At 61.0% G+C, this 21,266-nt stretch carries 18 protein-coding genes; 9 read left to right on the forward strand and 9 right to left on the reverse strand.

Annotated elements, in window-relative coordinates; all coding sequences use genetic code 11:
- Positions 1–2: 2 nt before the first annotated feature.
- Genes CKALI_RS01180 through CKALI_RS01190 form a run of 3 tightly spaced genes read right to left on the reverse strand, consistent with a single transcriptional unit; the run spans position 3 to position 3,800 of the window.
- Positions 3–3,113, reverse strand: a complete 3,111-nt coding sequence (locus CKALI_RS01180) for an alpha-(1->3)-arabinofuranosyltransferase domain-containing protein (protein WP_156191568.1) — start codon at positions 3,111–3,113, stop codon at positions 3–5.
- Positions 3,097–3,294, reverse strand: a complete 198-nt coding sequence (locus tag CKALI_RS01185) for a DUF2613 domain-containing protein (protein ID WP_156191569.1) — start codon at positions 3,292–3,294, stop codon at positions 3,097–3,099. The genes CKALI_RS01180 and CKALI_RS01185 overlap by 17 nt, the downstream gene beginning before the upstream one ends.
- A gap of 8 nt (positions 3,295–3,302) precedes the next feature.
- Positions 3,303–3,800, reverse strand: coding sequence for a universal stress protein (locus CKALI_RS01190; protein ID WP_156191570.1), 498 nt, complete (start codon positions 3,798–3,800; stop codon positions 3,303–3,305).
- A 127-nt stretch (positions 3,801–3,927) separates the two neighbouring features.
- On the opposite strand from CKALI_RS01190, the gene CKALI_RS01195 reads away from it, so the two are divergent.
- The 5 genes from CKALI_RS01195 (at position 3,928) to CKALI_RS01215 (ending at position 10,037) form a co-directional block, all read left to right on the forward strand.
- Entirely contained in the window at positions 3,928–5,127 is a 1,200-nt protein-coding gene (locus CKALI_RS01195; RefSeq protein WP_156191571.1) for a glycoside hydrolase family 3 N-terminal domain-containing protein, read from the forward strand.
- Positions 5,128–5,191: 64 nt separating this feature from the next.
- The gene (locus CKALI_RS01200; protein ID WP_156191572.1) at positions 5,192–6,886 is read left to right on the forward strand and encodes a VanW family protein; all 1,695 of its coding nucleotides are present in this window, start codon (positions 5,192–5,194) and stop codon (positions 6,884–6,886) included.
- Positions 6,887–7,087: 201 nt separating this feature from the next.
- Complete coding sequence (locus CKALI_RS01205; protein ID WP_156191573.1) at positions 7,088–8,266, forward strand: acetyl-CoA C-acetyltransferase; 1,179 nt, start codon at positions 7,088–7,090, stop codon at positions 8,264–8,266.
- On the forward strand, positions 8,263–9,270 hold the full coding sequence (locus tag CKALI_RS01210) for an enoyl-CoA hydratase/isomerase family protein (RefSeq protein WP_156191574.1): 1,008 nt from the start codon (positions 8,263–8,265) through the stop codon (positions 9,268–9,270). The genes CKALI_RS01205 and CKALI_RS01210 overlap by 4 nt, the downstream gene beginning before the upstream one ends.
- Entirely contained in the window at positions 9,270–10,037 is a 768-nt protein-coding gene (locus CKALI_RS01215; RefSeq protein WP_156191575.1) for an enoyl-CoA hydratase, read from the forward strand. The genes CKALI_RS01210 and CKALI_RS01215 overlap by 1 nt, the downstream gene beginning before the upstream one ends.
- Positions 10,038–10,130: 93 nt before the next feature.
- Here CKALI_RS01215 and CKALI_RS01220 read toward each other — a convergent pair whose 3' ends face one another.
- The 3 genes from CKALI_RS01220 to CKALI_RS01230 all read right to left on the reverse strand — a co-directional run bounded on the left by CKALI_RS01220 (position 10,131) and on the right by CKALI_RS01230 (position 12,941).
- Positions 10,131–10,502, reverse strand: coding sequence for a MarR family winged helix-turn-helix transcriptional regulator (locus CKALI_RS01220; protein WP_156191576.1), 372 nt, complete (start codon positions 10,500–10,502; stop codon positions 10,131–10,133).
- A gap of 9 nt (positions 10,503–10,511) precedes the next feature.
- On the reverse strand, positions 10,512–12,239 hold the full coding sequence (locus tag CKALI_RS01225) for an AMP-binding protein (RefSeq protein WP_156191577.1): 1,728 nt from the start codon (positions 12,237–12,239) through the stop codon (positions 10,512–10,514).
- Positions 12,240–12,380: 141 nt separating this feature from the next.
- Positions 12,381–12,941, reverse strand: coding sequence for a TetR/AcrR family transcriptional regulator (locus tag CKALI_RS01230; RefSeq protein WP_156191578.1), 561 nt, complete (start codon positions 12,939–12,941; stop codon positions 12,381–12,383).
- A gap of 99 nt (positions 12,942–13,040) precedes the next feature.
- Between CKALI_RS01230 and CKALI_RS01235 the strand changes: the two genes are divergently transcribed.
- Positions 13,041–14,240, forward strand: a complete 1,200-nt coding sequence (locus CKALI_RS01235) for an acyl-CoA dehydrogenase family protein (protein ID WP_156191579.1) — start codon at positions 13,041–13,043, stop codon at positions 14,238–14,240.
- A gap of 9 nt (positions 14,241–14,249) precedes the next feature.
- Complete coding sequence (locus tag CKALI_RS01240; RefSeq protein ID WP_156191580.1) at positions 14,250–14,993, forward strand: SDR family NAD(P)-dependent oxidoreductase; 744 nt, start codon at positions 14,250–14,252, stop codon at positions 14,991–14,993.
- Positions 14,994–14,996: 3 nt separating this feature from the next.
- On the opposite strand, the gene CKALI_RS01245 is transcribed toward CKALI_RS01240, so the two are convergent.
- Positions 14,997–15,983 carry an alpha/beta fold hydrolase gene (locus CKALI_RS01245; RefSeq protein WP_156191581.1) on the reverse strand — a complete coding sequence of 329 codons (987 nt, stop codon included), beginning with the start codon at positions 15,981–15,983 and terminating at the stop codon, positions 14,997–14,999.
- 77 nt (positions 15,984–16,060) lie between these two features.
- On the opposite strand from CKALI_RS01245, the gene CKALI_RS01250 reads away from it, so the two are divergent.
- Complete coding sequence (locus CKALI_RS01250; protein WP_231580500.1) at positions 16,061–16,570, forward strand: TetR/AcrR family transcriptional regulator; 510 nt, start codon at positions 16,061–16,063, stop codon at positions 16,568–16,570.
- Here CKALI_RS01250 and CKALI_RS01255 read toward each other — a convergent pair.
- Together CKALI_RS01255 and CKALI_RS01260 are read right to left on the reverse strand one after the other, a co-directional pair.
- Positions 16,561–17,697 carry an acetoin utilization protein AcuC gene (locus tag CKALI_RS01255; RefSeq protein WP_156191583.1) on the reverse strand — a complete coding sequence of 379 codons (1,137 nt, stop codon included), beginning with the start codon at positions 17,695–17,697 and terminating at the stop codon, positions 16,561–16,563. The genes CKALI_RS01250 and CKALI_RS01255 overlap by 10 nt on opposite strands.
- The gene (locus CKALI_RS01260) at positions 17,694–20,267 is read right to left on the reverse strand and encodes a GNAT family N-acetyltransferase (protein WP_156191584.1); all 2,574 of its coding nucleotides are present in this window, start codon (positions 20,265–20,267) and stop codon (positions 17,694–17,696) included. Before CKALI_RS01260 ends, CKALI_RS01255 begins: the two co-directional genes overlap by 4 nt.
- 126 nt (positions 20,268–20,393) lie before the next feature.
- Here CKALI_RS01260 and CKALI_RS01265 point away from each other — a divergent pair, with 126 nt between their 5' ends.
- Positions 20,394–21,263, forward strand: coding sequence for an NAD-dependent epimerase/dehydratase family protein (locus tag CKALI_RS01265; protein WP_156191585.1), 870 nt, complete (start codon positions 20,394–20,396; stop codon positions 21,261–21,263).
- The last annotated feature ends 3 nt before the right edge of the window (positions 21,264–21,266 follow it).

The following is a 21,266-nucleotide window of genomic DNA, read 5'->3' on the forward strand; positions in this document are numbered from 1 at the left end:
GATCACACTGCTTCAGTGACTGTCCTCCGGAGCTGCGCAGGCATCAACAGCGCAGCCAAGGACACACAGCAGGCCAGCGTCACGAACCACTGATCGCCCGCGTATCCCGCGCTTGGCCACGGCGCATGTGCCAGCCACAGGCCAGCCAGCCCCATTCCGAGGGCAGCCAGCAGCCGATCGGAAATCAGGGTGAAGCCCACGATGGCCCAGGCCAGTGCAACAGCTACTGCGCCAACCCAGCCGCCCACGATGAGTAGCGTTATGAGTCCCAAGGCGGTGGGCGCTCCGCCCAACTCAAGAGGCTCGTCGCGGCGCGGTGACCGCCGCAGCACCACTAGACATAACAACGCAGTCGCCGCAGCGAGAGCCAGGCCACCGAATAGGGAAAGCCGGTAAGCCTTGTCGCCGACAAAGGACAGCTCCACCTGCCCGTGCACCCCTGGAGGGATGAGGTAGGCCTGGGTGGCGGCGTCGATAAGGCGAGGCTCAACGGTGGCGCCGCCGACCGTGGCGCGCAGGCCTTCGTTGAATGCCCGGCCCGTGATCAGTAGCTGCGGAGCGGCCGAAACCGGTACAGATCCAGCAATCGGGGTCGGCGCTGGCGGCAGCGAGAAATCCGGCGTGGTGAGGGTGATCCAACGAGCGGTGGTGGACAGCTCGTGCTGACCGGGGCTCAACGTGATCGATTGGCCGCAGGACACTGGAGAACCGTCGAGGAGGAAATCGTCGGTTACGCCGGTCGGGTTGGCGGTGGCGGGTTCCTCGTCGCAGGAGGCAGCATCGATGCGAACACTCATCTCGCGGGGAGCGGTGAAGACGCGATGAATCCAGCCGGTGTCCACAAATGCCCGCTGGAAGAGGAACTTCTGCACGTTCGGGGAGGTGTCGGGAACCTCCAACACCCGGCGTAGATCGTGGCCCGGCGCGCTGACGTCCGCCAGCCCCACTGGCTCTGCCGATGCGCCGAGTGTGATGCGGATGTCGGTGGCGTGCTGCAGTGGCAGTTCCACCCGCATCCGTTGCCCTGGGTGCACGACCTTGTTCACACGCATGTCGCCGCTACTGAAAGTGAGTACTACCGGAGAGCCCTCGGTGAGCACCTCCACAACCGGATCCACAAATTCCCCACGGATGGTGAATGTTGCGCCCTCCTGCTGGCCGGGGGCCGGGTACCAGGCGGTATCGGCGGACCCGTCGACCGCAGCGGTGGCGGCGCGCGCCGGGTCCGCACCACCAAAGGCCGTGGCATCGGCTCCGGAGGAGGACACTTCCACCGCAGCGGAGCCCTCCCGGATGCGCGACAGTGGGCCGACGGAAGGATAGTCGCGCACCTTGTTGCGCACGTCCGAGCCTTCGTCAGGCGATGCCAGGGGCGCCGACTGCGCGTTCCATACGCTGCCGTAGTTGCGGCTGACCAGCTGCGGAGTGTCGGTGACGATCTCCGCTTTTTCAGACACCAGCTCATAGGCGCTCGGATCCAGCAACGCGAGGGATTCGCCACCGCCAGCGACACGCACCGTTTCAGCAGGTGCTACCTGCATGTTCAGGGCGCGATCAAACTCCACGATGTCCACCTCGCCAAAAGAATGCACTGGAAAACCCTCGTCTTCAAACGACTGAACCAGTGCATGCGAGTTCGTCAGCCCCGCCAGGTCATGGCGCACCACTGCCACACCAACACCGAGGCGTGCGAACCCTTCCGCTGACGGCTCGGCCATCAGCCCGTCCAGCCCGCGGATCGCCTCTGGAGGCACCAGCGGAACAGCATCGCGCACCACCCACGGCACATCCAGGAGCGGTTGCAGTGGCTCATCGCGCGTCCAACCCCAGTGCTGCCGGGCGAAAGAACTTTGCGGCAGGATGACTGTTCGGGTGCCGCTGGCGTTCTCATTGAGCCAATCGGCGGCCGCCATCCAGTAGTCCGGAACCTGCTCGTAGCTGCCTCGTGGGGCTAATCGTCCGGTCCATGCCGGAGCCATCGAACCCACCGCCACCAAGGTCAGCAGGGCAGCAGCAGCTAATCGACGCCCTCGATCCTGCAGCCGGATCGTCGATGACAGATGCACGAAGCCCACGATCACTGGCAGATGAACCAGCGCGTCAAACTTGTGGACGTTGCGCAGCGGTGCGCCGGCACCGTCGAGGAAACTGAGGTACGCCTCGCTAACCGGGCCGTGGGCGGCGCCCATGATGAGCGCGCCGACGCACACCATGGTGAGCCAGAGGCGCCGGTGGGGGGCGTCGATAAGCCCGGCGAGACCGATAACTGCCACCGCCACGGTGAGAATGACGAAGTAGGGGCTGGTGGCAAGGAGGGTGCCCGCGAGGCGTTCGGAGTCGGCGAAGGGTGCCCAAGAGCTGGCGCCGCGCAGTATTTCGACGAGTGAGAGCCAGCGGGTGGTGACGTAGGCGCTTTCGATGAAGTCGGTAAACGGCGGGGAGTACTTGCCTAGGATCAGCAGCGGTCCGAGCCACCAGAGGGACACAGTGGCGCAGCCGAGCAGCCACAGTCCCAACGGTCGCCATGCGCGGGCCAGTAGCAGTGCGAGGAAAGCAGGCACACACGCCGCCGCCGTAGCAGTGGCATTCACGGCGCCGATGCACGCCACTGCTAGTACCGATGCCGCCACATCGCGGGCGCGCGGGCGATGACCGACCAGGGGAAGCAGTACCCATGGCACCAGCATGATCGGCCAGGTTTCCGAACTGATCGCGCCTAGGGTGCTGATTGTGCGCGGAGACAGGGCATAGAGCAATGCGCCGAGGAACTGCCACCACGGTTGCCCGATGCGCAGGCGTTGCACGAGCAGCAAAAAGCCGGAGAAACCGACGCCGAGTACGAGCCACCACCACAGGCGCTGCGCGACCCAGTCTGGGAGCGGGTCAGTGAGCAGGAAGAATAGTCCCTGGGGGAAAAGGTAGCCATAGGCCTGGTTCTGCAGCTGCCCCAACGGGAAGATGTCAGTCCAGGCGTGGAGGGCACCGCTCAGGAAACCACCCGGGTTGGCAACAAGGTCGTGTTTGGTATCGGCAACTGTACGGCCCGGGGTTTGCAGGAAGCTGATGATGCCGAGCAGTAACCAGCCGAGAATGTGCTTACTGGCGCGAGCCATACTCCGGGCCGCCTAGCAGCGCAGTATCCGCATTGGCGACAGGGCCAGCAGGGAGGGAGTCCTGATTCGACACCGTAGCCACGCCGATAACGGCGGCCACGCCCACGACAAGACCGACCACGGCGCTAGCCAGCGCGGGGCCGATGCTGCGGCGGGTAAGGGAATCGGTTTCCAAAGCCATAGGGCGAACTATACCAAGTCTGACTCTTCAGGAGGAACGATCAATACCGGCAAACCCGCGTTGCTCACCAGGTTGTCCGCTGTGGAAGAAGTAAATAGGGAACGAATGCCTTTGATGCCACGGGTACCGGTAACGATGGCATCGGGGGAAAGTTCCTTGGCGGCGTCCACCAGCGCGCTCCAGATTGAGGTGGCGGATTCCACGAGGTGGGCGTGAGCTTTCAGTCCAAGTGACTCAGCGAGTGCAACGCCCTCCTGACAGGTCTCGAGCGCGTGGACGTAGGCGGGGTCGTCATTGTCAGCGGATTCGACGGCGCTGGAGAAATCGGTTTGCATCATTCCGGCCCCTCCAGCGGCGCGAGCGGCCTGGCGGTGCAAGGGTTCCCACGCCGTGAGGATCTCCACGTGGGAAGGACGCAGCAACTTGGCACCGTATTCCAGTGCGCGCCTGGACTCGGCTGAACCATCGAAGGCGACGAGGATGACGGGTTCACTAGACGGGTGCATGAAATATATTCTCACTCTTGGGTTGGGGTAGTCCTTGTATAGCAAAGCCTAATCAACCGATCGGGGCGATGTCTGGCAAACTTGAAACCTGCACGAATCCCTAAGGCAACCCGGAAAGGACGAGAAAATGCGACTGATCGCGTTGCTCGCAGCCCTCTCCGTCAGTGTCGGTGGGTGCGCAGCTGTAGAAACTGCAGACGAGCCGGAACAGACCTTTGGCCCGGATTCTGCGCTGGTCACCATGCTTGCCCAGCAGCAGCGCATCACCAGGGAACACGCTGAATTGCAGGAAGCCGAGCGCTTTGGGGTCAGCGTGGCCGCGCTGCAGCGCGCCCGCGCTGAACTGCCCACTGACCAGCGCGCCAAGGTGGCGTCGCTCATGATGGTGGGCGTGCGCAACTTCGATGACGCCGTCTTTGCTCTCGAACAGGGCGTGGGCGGAATCTTCATCGGTTCCTGGACCGACCCGGCGTTGCTTACCGAGCCCGGCCGCAACATCGCTGCGCTCCGCGAGCGAATCGGCCGGCCCTTCGAGGTGTCGATCGATGCCGAAGGCGGGCGGGTTCAGCGCCAACCCGCATTGTTCGGTTCCGTCCCGTCACCCCGCGAGATAGCAAACACGAAAAGCCCTGAAGAAGCGCGCGCCATCGCGCAGCATTTAGGGCAAGGGCTCAGCGCTAAGGGCATCACAGTGGATTTCGCCCCGGTGCTGGACGTCGATAATGGCGCGTCGAATGGCGCGATCGGCGACCGCAGCTTCTCCGCCGACCCAGCCGTTGCTGCGACCTACGGCGCTGCGTTTGCACGCGGGCTTAACGACGCCGGAGTCCGCCCCGTCTATAAGCATTTTCCAGGCCATGGCCGGGCCTCCGGAGATTCACACTTCCAAGATGTCACCTCGCCCCCGTTGGAAGACGTGAAGCGAGTTGACCTGGCACCCTATGGCCCTGCGCTGCGGGAAGCTCCAGGAGCCGTCATGGTCGGGCATGTGCGCGTGCCCGGGCTCGGTGATGCGAGCCCGTCCAGCATCAACCCGGCGGCCTATGCCTTGCTCCGCAGCGGTGATTACCCAGGTGGTGAGCCGTATCGGGGAGTGATTTACACTGATGACCTTTCCGGTATGCGAGCCATTACCAACCGGATGGGCACTCCGGCAGCAGTGCTGGCATCGCTGAAAGCTGGTGCGGATTGCGCGCTGTGGATCTCCACGGCGAATCTCCCCCGCGCCATCGATGAGGTTGATGCGGCGGTATCGAATGGGGTGTATCCGCTCCCTCAGCTGGAGGATTCTGCGCTGCGGGTGCGCCTACAACTGCACACTGACTAGGACAAACGCGAGGTGACTTACTAAAGTGAGTGGAACTTACTGTCACTGATCCCCTGGAACGCGTATGACGAACTCTCAAAAGGCTGCTCCGTCCAAGCGACGCGGCCTGAAGATCACCACTGCTGTCGTCGGTGGTCTCCTCGGCCTGAGCGCCGTCTTGTACGGCGCTGATTTCCTGCTGACTCAGGATCAGGTTCCGCGTGGCACGACCGTCGCGGGAGTGTCCGTGGGTGGTATGTCTCCCGAAGCTGCGAGTGAGAAGTTGTCCGCGGAACTGTCCGCCCGCGTGAACGAGCCCGTCATGGTCACCGCTGGGATGAAGCAGTCTCGGCTCGAGCCGGCGGCTGCAGGTCTCACCGTGAACTGGGAAGAGACGATCCGCTCCGCGGGCAAGCCTTCGCTGAACCCGATCGACCGAGTGACCTCGTTCTTTACGGAGCACGAGGTGGGCATCGCGAGTGACGTGTCCGAAGCGGCGCTGGCCCCAGAATTGGAGCGCGTGAAGCGGGACCTAACCGTTGCGCCCGTCGATGGCGCAGTCAGTGTTCACGGCGGGAAGGTGAACCAGAGCGCGCCTATCGACGGCCAAAACGTTGCTATCGATTCCCTGCGCACTGAACTGGTGGAAAATTGGCTCAATCCTGCCGGAGTTTTAGTTGAACCCGAGGTAGTCACCCCGGACATTGATGCGGCGGACATGAAGAAGATCGCCGAGGGGGATGCTGCCAAGGCGATCTCAGCACCGATTGTGGCGACCGGCCGGGACGGGATCAAGGGTGAGATTCCGCTGGACCGCATGCACGAAGTTGTCGCCTTTGTGCCGTTCGAAGGCGGGCTAAAGACCGAGATTAACGCAGAGACTGCGCAGGCGATCTTGGCAGAGAACCTGTCCAAGACTGAGGTCAAGAAGAAAAACGCCACCATCTCCTACTCGGGCGGCAGCCGAACTATCACCCCTTCCGCAGATGGCGTAAAGGTGGATTGGGAAAAGGTCATGGCCGACTTCCCACAGCGGGTGACCGGCGATCAGCCGCGTACCTTCGAAGCCGTGTACATCGATGAGAAGGCGACCTTCACCACCGAAATGGCGGAGAAGGCCACGTTCAATGACACCATCGGTTCGTTCACGACCAGCGGATTCTCTGGCCCGTCTGGTGTGAACATCGCCAAGACCGCAGCGCTTGTCGACGGCGCCATCGTCGCCCCAGGTGAGACCTTCTCCCTCAATAACTGGACGGGCCCTCGTGGCGCTGCCCAAGGATTTGTCGAGTCCGGCATCATCATGAATGGCCACGCCGACAAAGCTATTGGTGGTGGCATTTCGCAGTTCGCCACCACGTTGTACAACGCGTATTACTTCGCCGGCATGGAGGATGTGGCCCACACGCCGCACAGCTATTACATCTCCCGTTACCCAGCTGGTCGCGAGGCCACCGTCTACGACGGTGCCATCGACTTGGTGTTTAAGAACACCTCCCAGTACCCAGTCATGATCTCTGCAGGAGTGTCCGGCGATTCGGTCACGGTCGCGCTCAAGGGCGTGAAGACCGTCGATGTTGAATCGATTTCCGGTGGGCGTTGGGCGCCAACCCAGCCAAAGGAAATGAAAGTGCCGGGCGAATCTTGCTCGCCTTCTAGTGGCGCGCCGGGGTTCACTACCGCCGACACTCGCGTGATTCGTAACCTCTCCGGCGTAGAGGTTTCCCGCGAAACTTTCACCACTGTGTATGACCCGCAGCCGATCGTGAAGTGCGGTTAATCCCGGCAAGTCTGTTTGTGGCTAAAAATCACCCTTACCCGGCATCGATTCGTGAACTCTGATGCCAGGTAGGGGTGATTTTTGTTTGCTTTCCGGGTTGCTCGGTGGCGTAATTTCTAACAATTCACTCAAAGTAGTGGCGCAGATCACGTAAGGGCGGTACGGTTGGAAACAAATTCGTACCGTAGAAGAAGGTGTGTCATGACCAGTGAAGTTGTCATCGTTGGTGCAGCCCGAACCCCGTTCGGCAAGCTCCTCGGCGGTTTGTCCAGCTTGAAGGCCACAGAGCTCGGCTCTCACGCCATCAAGGGTGCTCTAGCTCAAAACAAGATCGATCCGAACCTGGTCGAGGCCGTGGTGATGGGCCAGGTGCTGCAGGCTGGCGCGGGTCAGAACCCGGCCAAGCAGGCCGCTCTCGGCGCAGGCGTTCCGGCGACAGCGCACACCAACACTGTGAACAAGGTGTGTCTGTCTGGCCTGACTGCGGTTATCGACGCCGCTCGCCTCATTCGCTCCGGCGAAGCCGAGGTCGTAGTAGCTGGCGGCATGGAGTCCATGTCCAACGCGCCCCACCTGCTCGGCAAGTCCCGTACCGGTACCAAGTACGGCGATGTTTCCATGAAAGACCACATGGCATGGGACGGCCTCACCGATGCTGCCCAGGAGATCTCCATGGGTGAGCTCACCGAGCAGTTCTCTGAGACCTACCAGGCCACCCGCGAAGAGCAGGACGAGGTATCGGCTAACTCCCACATCCGGGCCGAGGCGAACCGTGACAAGCTCGCCCGTGAGATCGTCCCCGTGACCATCTCCAGCCGCAAGGGAGATGTCACCGTTTCCGAGGATGAGGGCATTCGCGCTGGCACCACCAAGGAATCGATGGCTGGTCTGCGCCCGGCATTCACCAAGGACGGCACCATCACCGCCGGCAGCTCTTCTCCGATTTCTGATGGCGCTGCCGCCGTCGTTCTCACCACGCGTGAGCGCGCAGACAAGGAAGGCTGGCCGATCATGGCTGTGCTCCGCTCCGTCGGCCAGGTTGCAGGTCCGGACGCATCCCTGCAGCTACAGCCAGCAAACGCGATCAAGAAGGCGCTCGACCGCGAAGGCTGGACGGCGGCAGACCTTGACGTTGTTGAGTTCAATGAAGCCTTCGCCGCCGTCGGCATCTGCTCGGCCCGTGAGCTGGGTATCAGCCTGGACAAGGTCAACCCATGCGGCGGCGCGATTGCTCTGGGTCACCCGATCGGTGCATCCGGTGCTCGCCTCGTCGCACACCTCGCGCACCGCCTCGCCAACGGTGAGGCAAAGAAGGTCGGCGCATCGCTGTGCGGTGGCGGTGGCCAAGGCGAGGCCATTTTGCTGGAGGCAAATCCATGATCCGCAGTGAAATCAAAGGCCACGCCGGGATCATCACCCTCGATCGCCCGAAGGCCCTGAATGCCCTCAGCCACGAAATGGCTCTCGACATGGAACGCATCCTGGAGGACTGGCGTGATGACGACACCGTCCAGCTCGTGATCGTCCGCGGTGCCGGCGACCGAGGTCTGTGCGCCGGTGGCGATGTCGCCGCCCTACGCGAAGACGCACTGAACGACGGCCACGCTGGCGCCGACTTCTGGCGCGACGAATACCGCCTCAACCTGCTCATTTCGCAGTTTCCGAAGCCGTACGTGGCGATCATGAACGGCATTGTTCTTGGTGGCGGCGTAGGTATTTCCGCGCACGGCTCGCACCGCATCGTCACCGACTCCACCCGACTGGGTATGCCGGAAACCGGCATCGGATTCTGCCCGGATGTCGGGGGAACGTGGCTGCTGGGCCACGCCCCGGATAACTTGGGTATTCACTATGGGCTCACCGGCATCCATGAGGGTGGCGCCGAGGCTATCGAGGCCGGCATGGCCGACTACCTGGTTCCCGATTCAAAGATCGAAGCCCTCGTCGCTGACCTTTGCGAGTCCGGCCAGGTCGGGGATGTCGAAAAGCATGCAGAAGAGGCCACGGTAGGCGTCGGTCCGCGCCGCGTCGAGATGGCCCGCATCTATGGCGCCGAGAGCGTCGAGGAAATCCTGGAGCTTCTCGACGCCCACGACTCCGATTGGGCCGCGGATGCCGCCAAGCGGATCCGCCGCAACTCGCCAACGGCGCTGAAGGTGACGCTGGAATCGATTCGCCGGGCGCGTTCCCTCACCCTGGCCGAGGCCCTGGCGCAGGAATACCGGGTGTCTTGCCATATGCAGAAGAATCCTGACTTCGCCGAAGGCGTGCGGGCGCAGATCATCGATAAGGACCGGCAGCCACAGTGGCAACCGGCTACCCTCGAGGGCGTCACCCCGGACATGGTCGAGGCTGCATTCGCGCCACTGGAAAAGGAGCTGTAATGGAAAACATTCTGGTAACCACCGAAGGGCGCGTTGGCGTCATCACCCTCAATCGCCCGAAGGCGCTGAACGCGCTGAACGATCAAACGATGCACGAGGTGGCTGCTGCTGCGCGTGAATTCGATGCCAATCCAGAGATCGGATGCATCGTCTTGACCGGCTCCGAGAAGGCGTTTGCGGCCGGAGCTGACATCAAGGAGATGGCGTCCAAGGGCGCTACCGAAATGTACAACCTCGATTGGTTCGCGGGTTGGGATGCTTTCACTGCCGTGCGAACCCCGATCATCGCAGCGGTCAACGGCTACGCCCTCGGTGGCGGCTGTGAAGTAGCCATGATGTGTGACTTCATTATCGCAGGCGACCGCGCCAAGTTCGGCCAGCCAGAGATCAACCTCGGTGTCACCCCAGGTATGGGTGGCTCCCAGCGCCTCACTCGCGCTGTGGGCAAGGCAAAGGCCATGGAAATGTGCCTGACCGGTCGCATGATGGACGCTGACGAAGCCCTGTCTTCGGGGCTCGTTGCGCGAGTGGTGCCAGCTGCTGACCTGCTCGATGAAGCCATGCGGACCGCAGAAGTCATCGCCTCCAAGTCGCTCGTGGCCGCGCGCATGGTCAAGGAACAGATCAACGCTGCTTACGAGATGACTCTTACCCAGGGCATCATGTACGAGCGTCGCACCTTCCACTCCATCTTCGCCTCCGAAGACCAGAAGGAAGGCATGGCCGCGTTCGTGGACAAGCGCGATCCGGAGTTCAAGGGTCAGTAACTCTTTTCGGTTATCACGCGTAGAGGCCAGTACAGATCTGTACTGGCCTCTTAGCCGTGGTAGCGGCTGTTAGTGGTGCATCTTTCATCGGTGTCATCCGACTCCCGGCACCTCAACCAAGCGAAAACACTCTTCGAGCACTGGGGTCGCAGCAGAAACCAGGACGATGCCTTGGTCGGTGATCGACACCAAGACGCCCCGCCCATCGGTGGGAGAAGGTGTCCGTGAGACGAGCCCGGCCTTTTCCAGCGAAGCTACGGTATGGGTGACCGATGCTGGTGGCAGTGACAACGAAGTGCTGACTTCTTTCATCGGCAAGGCGCCTAAGCGGGAATGCCGTAGCAATGACAGCAGTTCAAAGCGGGAGAATGTGATCCCGTAGGGCTTGAGGACCGCGTTTGCGCGGTCCTCAAGCAGCCGTCCGTTTCGGACGAACGAGGAGACGATGGCTAGGTCAGCGGGCATACAACGAGATTAGCCCTTCAGGGAAGGGAAATCCGTGTCGGCGAACTCACAGGACACTGACGTGGCACCGCCGTCGGCTGCGTGAATTTCGTTCTCGCGCTTGCGCAGATCCACACGACGGATCTTGCCGGAGACCGTCTTCGGTAGCTCGTAAAACTCAATGCGTCGGATGCGCTTGTAAGGAGCAAGGGCTTCGCGGCAGTGCTTCATGATGGACTCAGCAGTGTCCGCCGTCGGTTCGAATCCCGCAGCAAGCGCCACGTATGCCTTCGGAACTGCAAGGCGGATCGGATCTGGCGAAGGCACGACTGCAACCTCTGCCACGGCTTCGTGCTCGATTACTGCGGACTCGAGCTCAAACGGCGAGAGCCGGTAGTCGGAAGCCTTGAACACGTCATCGTCACGGCCGACGTAGGTGATGTACCCGTCGTCGTCACGCTCAGCGATGTCGCCGGTGTGGTAGTAGCCGTCGCGGAAGACCTCTTCGTTCTTGTCATCCGCCTGGTAGTACCCCGGGGTGAGCCCGACTGGTCGCGGGTCGAGCCCCAAACAGATCTCGCCGTGATTGGTCTCTTCGCCGGTGATTGGGTCGATGAGGTGCACATCCATGCCTGGAAGTGGGCGTCCCATGGAGCCTGGCTTTACTGGCTGGCCTGGGGTGTTGGCGATCTGGAGGGAGGATTCGGTCTGACCGAAGCCGTCGCGAATGGTGGTGCCCCAGGCGCGCTCAACGGTAGCGATCATTTCCGGGTTGAGTGGTTCGCCAGCGGCAACCAATTTAACCGGTGGGGTCTTCAAGCGGGAAAGATCAGCTTGGGCAAGCATGCGCCATACGGTCGGTGGGGCACAGAAGCTGGTCACACCTTCGCGGGCCATGGTGTCCATGAGGGAGGCAGCGTCGAAGCGGGTGTAGTTGTAGATGAAGATGGTGGCGCCGGCGATCCAAGGGGCGAAGAAGTTAGACCACGCGTGCTTCGCCCAGCCAGGGGCAGCAACATTGAGGTGCACATCCTGCGGGGTCAGACCAATCCAGTACATGGTGGTCAGGTGTCCGACCGGGTACGACGTGTGGGTGTGCTGCACCAGCTTGGCCTTCGAGGTGGTGCCCGAGGTGAAGTACAGGAAGAGCAGCTCGTCGGCGCGCGTTTCGACGGTCGGTTCAAACTCCACCGGAGCCTGGAAAGAATCATTGAACTGGATCGTCGGATGCGCATCCTGGGTCGGGGCTTGGTCGCCGCACTGAATCACGGTGAAGTCGCCGGTGACGTCCTGGAACTTCTCGGCATCCTCAGGATTCACGATCACCCAAGAGACCTCTGCGCGCTCAGTGCGGTCTTGGAGATCCGCGGTGCCGAGCATTGCGGTGGCTGGGTTCATGACGAAGCCGCCCTTGATGCAGGCGAGCATGGATTCCCACAACTCGACTTGGTTGCCGAGCATGAGCATGACGCGATCGCCACGCTGCACGCCGAGGGAGATGAGCCAATTGGCCATCTGGTCGGAACGTTCCTTCAGCTGCGCGAAGGTGCGTCGGGTTTCGGTGCCGTCGATTTCGATGATGACGAGGGCTTCGTCGTCCTTGCTTTCGCTAGTGGCCAGGTGGTCGAACCAGTCGAGGGCGAAGTTGAAGGTCTCGAAGCGAGGCCACTGAAATGCCTCGCGCGCGGCAGCGTAGTCCTGCTGGTGCTCGATAAGTGTGTCGCGCGCGGCGCGGAATTGTTCGGTTTGGGTCGACATTTTGGCTCCTCTTTGAAGTTCAACTTCGGTGGGGAACGGGGCTAAAAGTGAGCCAGCTCCGCCACAATGGGCAATTGTGATCTAGGACGCAGCCGAGCTTAGTTGCAAATCGAACTAAAAGCGAGAAGTTTGGGTAAATAGTTAGCGCGAAGCGGAAACTCCATAGAGGACAATATGTCCGAGCTGGCGGTAAGCATCGGAAAAAGGCAAGGTGGCGGCGTATGTTCCTTGCTGAATGTCGGTCATCGCGCCTTGGATGATGCGGGTGAGAAATTCGGGGGATTCCACTACGAATTCCCCCGAGGCTACCCCTTCTTCAATGATGGCAGCAATCTTCTTCGTTGCCGCGGTGGTATTGAACTCGTACACCTCGCGCGCTACGGGTTCGGTGGCCATGTCGCGCATGAATGCAGGAGAGGCATGCTCAAGGGCGCTGGTCATAGCCGTGAAATAGGCCTCGAGGATCGCGCGGTGACTGCGCAGCCCTGTGAGTTGGGAGTCAACTTGCCTGGTGACCTCCTTGAAAAAGGTGACCAGGATCCGGCGGATAATGGCATTGCGGGAGGAGCCGAGCGCGTAAATCGTCGACTTGGAGCAGTGATAGGTGGCCACTGCGCCGTCGACGGTGAAGTCGTGAAAGCCCTGGGATAGAAAGTCGGTGTAGAGGGCGTCGAAAAGCTCGCGTTGGCGTGCGGTGAGCACAAAAACTCCTGAAAGTAGTGACTTGGCGCACAATAGCCTGTACGCTTACCTTTGAAACCGTACTAGTTATGTTACTCCACCCTCCCGAGAGGAACGACAATGCCTCCTATCCTGCCAAACATCGCAGCGGATTTTCCGAAGGTCCAGTTCCCGCATGCAGACATTCTCGGTGTCGCTGACATGCTCTCTGCTGAGGAACAGCAGCAGCTTCAGTCGATCCACGAGTTCCTGCAAACCGAGATACGACCGAACGTCGGAGAGTACTGGGACCGTGAAGAGCTCCCATTCGACATGCTGCCCAAGCTGGCTGAGCACGGCCTCGGCGAGCTCGACTTCATCTCTGACTCCCGCCTGTTCAAGGGCCTCGTCTATGCCGAGGTCACCCGCGCCGACGTGTCCCTGTCCGCGCTGGTAGGCATCCACAACGAGCTGATCGTGGACTTTATCAATGCCATGGGCAGCCAAGAACAGAAAGACACCTGGCTGCCCGGCCTGCGCAAGTTTGAAAAGGTCGGCTGCTTCGCCCTTACCGAGCCGGACCACGGCTCCGACATTGCGGGTGGACTTGCGACCACCGCTAAGAAGACCAATGACGGCTGGGTCATCAACGGCGCAAAGCGTTGGATCGGCGCTGGTACATTCGCAGACTTTGCGCTCGTTTTCGCTCGCGATCTGGATGACAACGAGATCAAGGGTTTTCTCGTCGAGCTCGATCGCGACGGCGTATCCAAATCCAAAATCTCCCGCAAGATGGGTCTGCGCATCATGCAGAACGCGGACCTGAAGTTCGAGAACGTCGAAATCCCTGCCTCCAACCAGCTGCCTGGTGCCGCCTCCTTCGCCGCTACCAACGTCCTGCTGCGCAATTCCCGTGCGTGGGTCGGCTGGCAGGGTGCTGGCATTCAGCTCGCGATGTTCGATGCAGCGCGCAGATACGCCCTCGAGCGTGAGCAGTTCGGTCGACCGCTGGCCAAGTTCCAGCTCATCCAAGAGCCGCTGGTGCGCATCCTTGGCAACGCAACGGCGTCGCTAAGCATGATGGCCCAGGTTGCCCGCATTCAGCAGGAGGGGGACATGGACATGCCGCACGCTGCACTGGCGAAGGCCACCACGACCCGCCTGGCTCGCGAATCTGCGGCCGCGACCCGTGGCATCTTCGGCGGCAACGGCATCTGCACGGACTTTGAGGCCTCCAAGCTCATGTCCGACGCTGAAATCCTTTTCACTTATGAAGGCACCTACGAAATTAATTCCCTCATCGTCGGCCGCGCCGTCACTGGCACCTCCGCATTCGTTTAAGGAACTGACATGGATATCACTGGAAAAGCAGCCATCATCACGGGCGGCGCATCCGGCCTCGGTGCCGCCACTGCCCGCGCGCTTATCGACGCCGGCGTCAACGTCTATGCATTCGACCTGCAGGCAGGCGATATTGAGGGCGTTAACTATCGGACTGTCGACGTCACCGACCCGGAGGCCGTGACTTCCGCTGTGCAACAGGTTGCTGCAGAAGCCGAGCTACGTTTGCTCGTGGCCTGCGCTGGCATCTGTCCATCCCAGCGCATCATGGGACGCAAGGGTCCGCACGACCTTGGCTTGTATGCAAAGACGATTCAGGTGAACCTGATCGGTACGTTCAACGTGCTCACCGCGTTTTCTTCAGTCGTCGCGGAATTGGAGCCATTGGATTCAGATGGGCAGCGAGGCGTGGCCATCATGACGGCCTCCGTCGCCGCCTTTGAAGGCCAGGTAGGTCAGGCTGCGTACGCTTCCTCTAAGGGTGGCATTCATGCGCTGACCATCACCGCGGCTCGCGACCTCGCTTCTCTCGGCATCCGTGTGTGCTCCATCGCCCCAGGCGTGGTTAATACCCCGATGATGGCGTCAGTCTCCGACGAGTTCCGCGAGGAGTTGGAGTCGCGAGTGCAGTTCCCATCGCGCATGGCTGAGCCATCGGAATATGCACTGCTCGTGGAGCAGATTGTGGCCAACAACTACCTCAACGGCGAGACGATTCGCCTTGACGGCGGCCTGCGTATGCCACCGCGGTAATAGTTAGCGGCGGAGCTGTTCGGCGCTACTTTCGCTGGCGCGCCAGAACTCCTGCAGTTCATTTCCCAGCTTCTCGGTGACCTGGAACGGAAGCGAGTGGGTAGTGTTTGGCCAGACCTTCACGGTGCTTTCGGGCAGGTGAGATTGGGCGCGCTCGGCCGCTTTCGCGCCTCCTGCGAGGGATTTGTGATCCGCGATCCCGATGTAGACCGGCATGCTGAGCCGCTCTAGCTCGGAGTCCGTGAGTACTTTCGGTGTTGGGAGAGCAGCCGAATATGCCTTTGAGGCAGCATCAATCATGACCGAAACTGGGGTGCGTTCTCGAATCTCTTCCACAGTTGTGCCGCCGATTTCAGCGAGCGCGCGATCGACCCACGACTGTGGAAGCGGTGTGGATGCAACGGTGGCCCAAAAGAATGCGGAAGCGGGGAGATTGCGCAACACGAACACAGGCTCCAGTAACGTCAAGCTCGCAACTAAGTCGGGATGGTACATCGCGAGGGCGGCTGCGGTGGCCCCGCCGAAGGAGTGGCCAACCACGTGAACTTCGTCGAGGCCTAGATGGGAAATGGCTTCGGCGAGCCAGGCTGCCTGATCCTGCATGGATGTGAGCGGAGTGGATTGCGTCGATAAGCCTGCGTCGCCGATGGCGTCCACAGCGAATACTGGTCGGTTCGTGCCGAGGTGGGGCAGCAGTTCGTTCCACATCGGGGCGCCGGAGGCTCGCCCTGGAACGAGGAGAATCGGTATGCCTGTTGCAGCAGTATTCCAGGTGTGCAGATATGCGTCACCGAAGCTAGTGGGAACCCGCGTTGATTGCTCCGGTGGGAAGGCCGCGAGCGCATCTTGGTATGCAGTGACATATGTCGAGCGGCCTTCGGCAGAACGGAAATGGCCGACGGATGGTTTCTCTGTGAGTGCAAGAATGAATCGGTCTGCGATGACGATCGCGAGCGCGAGAACTAAGACCGCTATGATGCGTTTCTTCATAACACACAACTCCAATACAGTCGTATTGATTTCTACAATACGACTGTATTGCTACAGTTGGCAATATGGATAGTCGCATGAGGATTCTCCTCGCAGTGTGGGGCGTGATCGCGACCCGTGGCATAGCAGGGGTCAGTATCCGGGTGGTGGCGCAAGAGGCAGGGATTTCTGCTGGTCGAGTGCAGTATTACTTCCCAACAAAAGACGCCCTGCTCGTTGAAAGTTGCCGGGGGATGACCCAGCTAGCTGAACAAGAATATGAAGCTATGGAAGGCGACCCGGAAACGAAACTCTTCGAAGCAATCGCTCACGTGATTCCGAGGGATGAACAGTCGAGACGTGGCGCGATCATCTGGAACAACTACGTCGCGGAATCGCTCGTGCGCCCGGAAATCGCCACCATCCTGGCGGAGGCAAAGCGAGGTCAAGAAGAGGAAGTCGCACGGCGGCTTGAGCCTGGCAATGAGACGAAGGCCCGCGAGATGATCGCGCTTGCCGACGGCCTCGTCCAGCGCGTGCTTATCGGGGACTTGAGCGCTGCGGAGGCCGACCATTGCATTCGCGCAGCGTTGGAGGCCTACCCGTAAGGCTGCAAACCCCAATAGGGAAACACTGCTCTAGACGTTGCCTTCATAGCAGGGGTGGCCGTGCCGTCCATGGAGATTGAGCTCAGCGACAGTGACGCCGCGAGAGATTCAGGGTCTCCCCAGGTCACCGAGCATGGGGCTCCGACGCGCCGGGACCAGTTGTGGGGCATCGGTGCGGATGGCTCGAACGGAACCCCGGCGACGGCAGCAAGCAAAGCAACCCAGATCCGGGCCACGCTGTCGCGTTGATAGCCACCGCCTCCCAAGGCCACCCAGCGTCCCGAGGCATAGCGGTCCGCCCACTTACCGATCGAAGAGTATGCCCGGTAGAGCGCATCAACCGACAGTTGAAGGTCGGCCAACGGATCATCGCGATGAGGGTCCGCGCCATGCTGGGAAATGATGATCTCCGGCCGGAAGACCTTGAGAATCTGCGGAATCACCGAATGTGAGGCGCGCAGCCATTCCTCGTCGCCTGCCTCGCGGTCCAGAGCAATATTGACGGCAGTTCCTAGCGCCGAAGGTCCACCGATATCGTGGGCGAAACCAGTGCCAGGGAAAAGATACAAGCCGGATTCGTGGATTGAGATTGTGAGCACACGCGGGTCGTTCCAGAATTCTTGCTCCACGCCGTCGCCATGATGCGCATCCACATCAATGTAAGCAACGCGCTGGGCACCTTGGTCTAACAGCGAGCGGATCGCGATGCCGGCATCGTTGTACATGCAAAAGCCCGACATTCGGCTGGCGTGCGCGTGGTGCAGGCCGCCGGCAATGTTCACGGCGCGTTTGCGACGCCCACTCCACACTTCCTCGGCAGCGCTAACCGTCCCCGCGACAATGGCCGCGCCGATAGTTGCCATACGCGGAGTAATTACCGGATTGTCCTCCACACCGATGCCGTGTTCCAAGGAAGGCTCCCCGGAACGCACAGCCTCGAGGTAAGCCGGAGTATGCACCAATTCCAAGCGAGGAGTAACCCGCGGCACTTCGATATCGAACTGGGAGAGGATCCCGAAGTAATCCGCGAGTTCCACGGCGAGGCGAACGCGGTCGGCACCCATGGGGTGGGTGTCGCCTAGGTTGTATCCGTAGAGGGCGTCGTCGAGAAGCAGCAGCGGTTTCATAGCGACCGCGCAAGGGGATCGCGTTCGTTGGCCAGCGGCGCAAGGCGAATGCGGGCGCCCACGACGGTGGTGCCGTCAGAACTGGCGATGACCGGGGTAAGTTCCACGTCGACGATTGCGGCGATGTCGTCCTTTAGGCGCGCTACCTGCATGATGAGCTGCTCAATATCGGTGAGCTGGGCAGGAAGGGAACCTCGGTAGCCCATGAGGAGCGGAGCAGCGCGCAGTTGTTCGATCATGGCGCGGGCGTCGGTGCGGCGCAGTGGTGGCACGCGCCAGGCGGTATCGCCGAGCAGTTCGGATGGTGGTCCGGCCACACCGAGGGAGACCATCGGCCCGAGCACCGGATCTTCGATGGCGCGGATGGTGAGCGTGGTGCCGGGCTTCACGGTCGGCTGCACGACCATCTCAGCACCGATGCCTAAGTCAGCAGCCATGGTCTGCAGGGTGTCCCACGCGTCTTCGAGCGCGGACCGCGAAGTGATGTGGCGCATCACAGCGGATAGCTCCGGACGCCCGCGCACCGCCGAGTGGATGTTCTTGAGCACCACGTTCCAGCCGTAACTGTCCGCGGCTGTGATCGCCTCGTCGAGCGAAGTGACAGGGGTCCACGGGATTAGATCGATGCCGTACGTGCGTAGGAGCTCGGCGGATTCTTCGTCGGTAGCCCACCGGCCCTCTGGTTCGCTCGCCAGAACCTGCTGCACAAGTGCCGACGCTGCGGCCTTGTCGCCCTGCCCAAATTCGTCCGTCGGGGTCGGGCGGACGGCGGCGCGCTGCTGCTCCGATGCCAAAATGAGCGATACTGCCTCGATGGCGTCGGCGTAAGTGCCAAACACCGGCAATTGACCGAGCTTTTCGACGCCCCGTCGATCCTCTTCCAGTGGCCTGAAACCGACGAATGTACTGATCAGCGGGGTGGTTTCGGTGGTTGCTGCGAGCTCCTTCAGTCCGTCGTACGCTGCTTCAAAGAGCTGCTCACCGATCTCCACGATGCCACTGAGAACCACGTCAGATTCGGCCAGGGCCTTTTGGGTGGCTTCGAGAATCCCGGAGACCGGGTCCTTCAACACAGTGATTGCCGTGGCTTCGAGACCGAACCGCTGAGCCGACTGTGTCATTTGCGCAGTTAGGCCCGCGGAGTTGGATATCACAGTGATCCGCTTGCCACGGGGTACTGGCTGCCGGGCGAGGAGTTGGGCGATGTCAAACATCGTCTCGCGGCGGGTGACTACCATCGCGCCGGTGTTGCGGATGACTTCATCCAGCGCCTGCGTGGAGGCAGTTTCCAGTTGCTGGTTGGCGTAGTGACGTGCGGATTTAAGCGCTCGGCTGGGGATAAAGACAACCACACGCTTATCCAGCGCCAGGCGAGAGAGCACACGGAAGAACTTGCGCGGGTTACCGATGGTATCCAGCGACAACAGGCAGATTTCGGTCTGCTCATCGTCTGCCCAGTACTGGATGACGTCGTTGCCGGTGACATCGCCAAAGGAGCCCGCGCCGATGAAGGAACTGAGCCCCGAGCCGCGCTTCAATGCGTAAGACAGTGTGAGCGTCGCAATGCCCGCTGACTGCGTGAACAGCCCCACCGTGCCGGCGCGTGGCATCGGCGCCGGGGATGCGTTGAGCTGCGTGTGTGTGTTGATCAGGCCGACCGCAGCTGGACCCAACGCGCGCAGACCATAATCGCGAGCCTTATCGACGAACGTCCGCGCATCTTCGAGGGTGACTCCAGGATTCTTGGACCCGGCCAACGCCACCACACCAAAGGCATTCTTTTCGGCGGCGTTTTTAAGGGCAGCTTCGAAGGTGTCAGGGTCGTGCTCGACGATGACGAGGTCCGTGTTCTCAGGGATTTTCTCGTAATCGGTGGTGCCAGTGAGGATACGCAGCTCACCCTGGAATCGGGCCTGGGTGAGGTTCGGGACGACGGATTGCATGCGATCCACATCGCCGATCACGGCCACCGACGTGGGTTGGAGCAAGCGTCGGATGGAGTTGGCTTCGGCGCGCAGTTCGCGACGGGCCATGACCTCTCGGGAGGTTTGCGTGGGGTCGATGGGGAAGTTGACGGTGATGAAGCCGTCTTCCAGCTCCGGATTGACCTGGTAGCCGGCCTTGATAAAGGTCTGAACCATGTTGCGGTTTTGGGTCAGCATCTCCGCAAAGAACGTCTCGATGTCGCATTCGCGGCCGATTTGGGCCAGGTGCTCCAGCAAAATGTTGGCTACGCCCTTGTGGTGGTGGTCATCCTGGACCAGGAAGGAGACATCGGCGGTTCGAGTGTCGCCGGGGAGAAGTGCGTATTTCGCGGTGGCGACGATGTCTTCGCGATCAACCATCACCAAAGTGACTCGGTCGTGGTGATCCACGTCCATCCAGTTTTTGAGATCGTCTTCCGTGAGCACCGGGTGCGCGGCGAAAAACCGCAGGTACTTGGACTTATCCGAGACCCTTGCGTAAAAGTTCTGGAGCTCTTCGCGGTCTTCGGGGCGCACTGGGCGCAGCGTAACGATATCGCCGTCATTGAGGACGACGTCGGCTTCCCAATGCTGCGGAGTGTTCATGTGGCCTAGCTTACAAAGATTCGATGTAGATCTTGGGTTAATGAACAAAAGAGAGCGGTGCTCTCAAATATGGGGTAGGTTGAAATTGGTGAGCAGTGCTCACTTTATTTCAATTGAAGGAGAACAATGAAGTATCTCGTCACCGGAGCTGGGCAAATCGGCTCCCAACTTGTCCACGATCTCACCTCCCAAGGACACGCGGTCAATTGTCTTAGGAAGTCTGGCAAACCAGTTTCCGGAGCAACGGTCTTTTCCGGAGATGTTGCGGACCGGCAACTGCTGGCCCAAGCCGTCGCTGACTGCGCCGCAATTTTCCACTGCACCCACGCTCCCTACGACTCTCGCGCATGGCGGGAACTGCTTCCGCCAGCCGAAACAGCAGTGATGGGTACTGCTGTCGAGCTGGGAATTCCGGTGGTGTTCCCGGAATCAATGTATGCCTTTGCAGGTTGTTCCGGCCCGGTAATGGAAGGGGCAACCCCCAACCCGATCGAAGGAAAAGGGCAGGTCCGGGCGGAATTGCTCGCTGCCCGGGCTGCACACGAGGCGCAAACAGTGAGTGTCATCGCCGCAGATCTCGTTGGTCCGACCGCCACCTCCGCCGGTTCTGTCATTACGTCGACGGTATTGGCGCCAGCGAAAAAGGGTCTGCCGGTTATCGTCCTAGCCGATCCAGACGTGCAACACAGTGCCACGTTCATTCCGGATCTCAGCGCCACGATGATCTTCGCGGCGCAGCATGCCGACGAACTTCCTACTGCGATCAATGCGCCAAGCGTGACGCATACCTTGCGGGAATGGGCATATGCCACCGGCAAGAAACCACCAGTGTGGGGTGTGCCCAACTGGCCGATTCAGTTTTTGGGCCGCATCAACCGGATGTGCTTCGAGCTCGCGGAGATTGCGCCGATGTGGCATTCGGAGTTTGTTCTAGGCTCTAGCTCTATTCCAATTGAACCGTCACCATGGTCTGAAGTGGTGGCCCGTTCTCTGTGAGAA

The sequence above is a fragment of the Corynebacterium kalinowskii genome, assembly GCF_009734385.1.
GTDB lineage: Bacteria > Actinomycetota > Actinomycetes > Mycobacteriales > Mycobacteriaceae > Corynebacterium > Corynebacterium kalinowskii.

What these genes read in the sequence shown, in the direction of transcription:
- CKALI_RS01260 (WP_156191584.1), bottom strand. Translation starts at nt 20,267, where the DNA reads ATGAACACTCCGCAGCATTGGGAAGCCGACGTCGTCCTCAATGACGGC.
- CKALI_RS01245 (WP_156191581.1), bottom strand. Translation starts at nt 15,983, where the DNA reads ATGAAGAAACGCATCATAGCGGTCTTAGTTCTCGCGCTCGCGATCGTC.
- CKALI_RS01265 (WP_156191585.1), top strand. Translation starts at nt 20,394, where the DNA reads ATGAAGTATCTCGTCACCGGAGCTGGGCAAATCGGCTCCCAACTTGTC.
- CKALI_RS01250 (WP_231580500.1), top strand. Translation starts at nt 16,061, where the DNA reads ATGAGGATTCTCCTCGCAGTGTGGGGCGTGATCGCGACCCGTGGCATA.
- CKALI_RS01205 (WP_156191573.1), top strand. Translation starts at nt 7,088, where the DNA reads ATGACCAGTGAAGTTGTCATCGTTGGTGCAGCCCGAACCCCGTTCGGC.
- CKALI_RS01255 (WP_156191583.1), bottom strand. Translation starts at nt 17,697, where the DNA reads ATGAAACCGCTGCTGCTTCTCGACGACGCCCTCTACGGATACAACCTA.
- CKALI_RS01180 (WP_156191568.1), bottom strand. Translation starts at nt 3,113, where the DNA reads ATGGCTCGCGCCAGTAAGCACATTCTCGGCTGGTTACTGCTCGGCATC.
- CKALI_RS01225 (WP_156191577.1), bottom strand. Translation starts at nt 12,239, where the DNA reads ATGTCGACCCAAACCGAACAATTCCGCGCCGCGCGCGACACACTTATC.
- CKALI_RS01235 (WP_156191579.1), top strand. Translation starts at nt 13,041, where the DNA reads ATGCCTCCTATCCTGCCAAACATCGCAGCGGATTTTCCGAAGGTCCAG.
- CKALI_RS01210 (WP_156191574.1), top strand. Translation starts at nt 8,263, where the DNA reads ATGATCCGCAGTGAAATCAAAGGCCACGCCGGGATCATCACCCTCGAT.
- CKALI_RS01185 (WP_156191569.1), bottom strand. Translation starts at nt 3,294, where the DNA reads ATGGCTTTGGAAACCGATTCCCTTACCCGCCGCAGCATCGGCCCCGCG.
- CKALI_RS01240 (WP_156191580.1), top strand. Translation starts at nt 14,250, where the DNA reads ATGGATATCACTGGAAAAGCAGCCATCATCACGGGCGGCGCATCCGGC.
- CKALI_RS01190 (WP_156191570.1), bottom strand. Translation starts at nt 3,800, where the DNA reads ATGCACCCGTCTAGTGAACCCGTCATCCTCGTCGCCTTCGATGGTTCA.
- CKALI_RS01195 (WP_156191571.1), top strand. Translation starts at nt 3,928, where the DNA reads ATGCGACTGATCGCGTTGCTCGCAGCCCTCTCCGTCAGTGTCGGTGGG.
- CKALI_RS01215 (WP_156191575.1), top strand. Translation starts at nt 9,270, where the DNA reads ATGGAAAACATTCTGGTAACCACCGAAGGGCGCGTTGGCGTCATCACC.
- CKALI_RS01200 (WP_156191572.1), top strand. Translation starts at nt 5,192, where the DNA reads ATGACGAACTCTCAAAAGGCTGCTCCGTCCAAGCGACGCGGCCTGAAG.
- CKALI_RS01220 (WP_156191576.1), bottom strand. Translation starts at nt 10,502, where the DNA reads ATGCCCGCTGACCTAGCCATCGTCTCCTCGTTCGTCCGAAACGGACGG.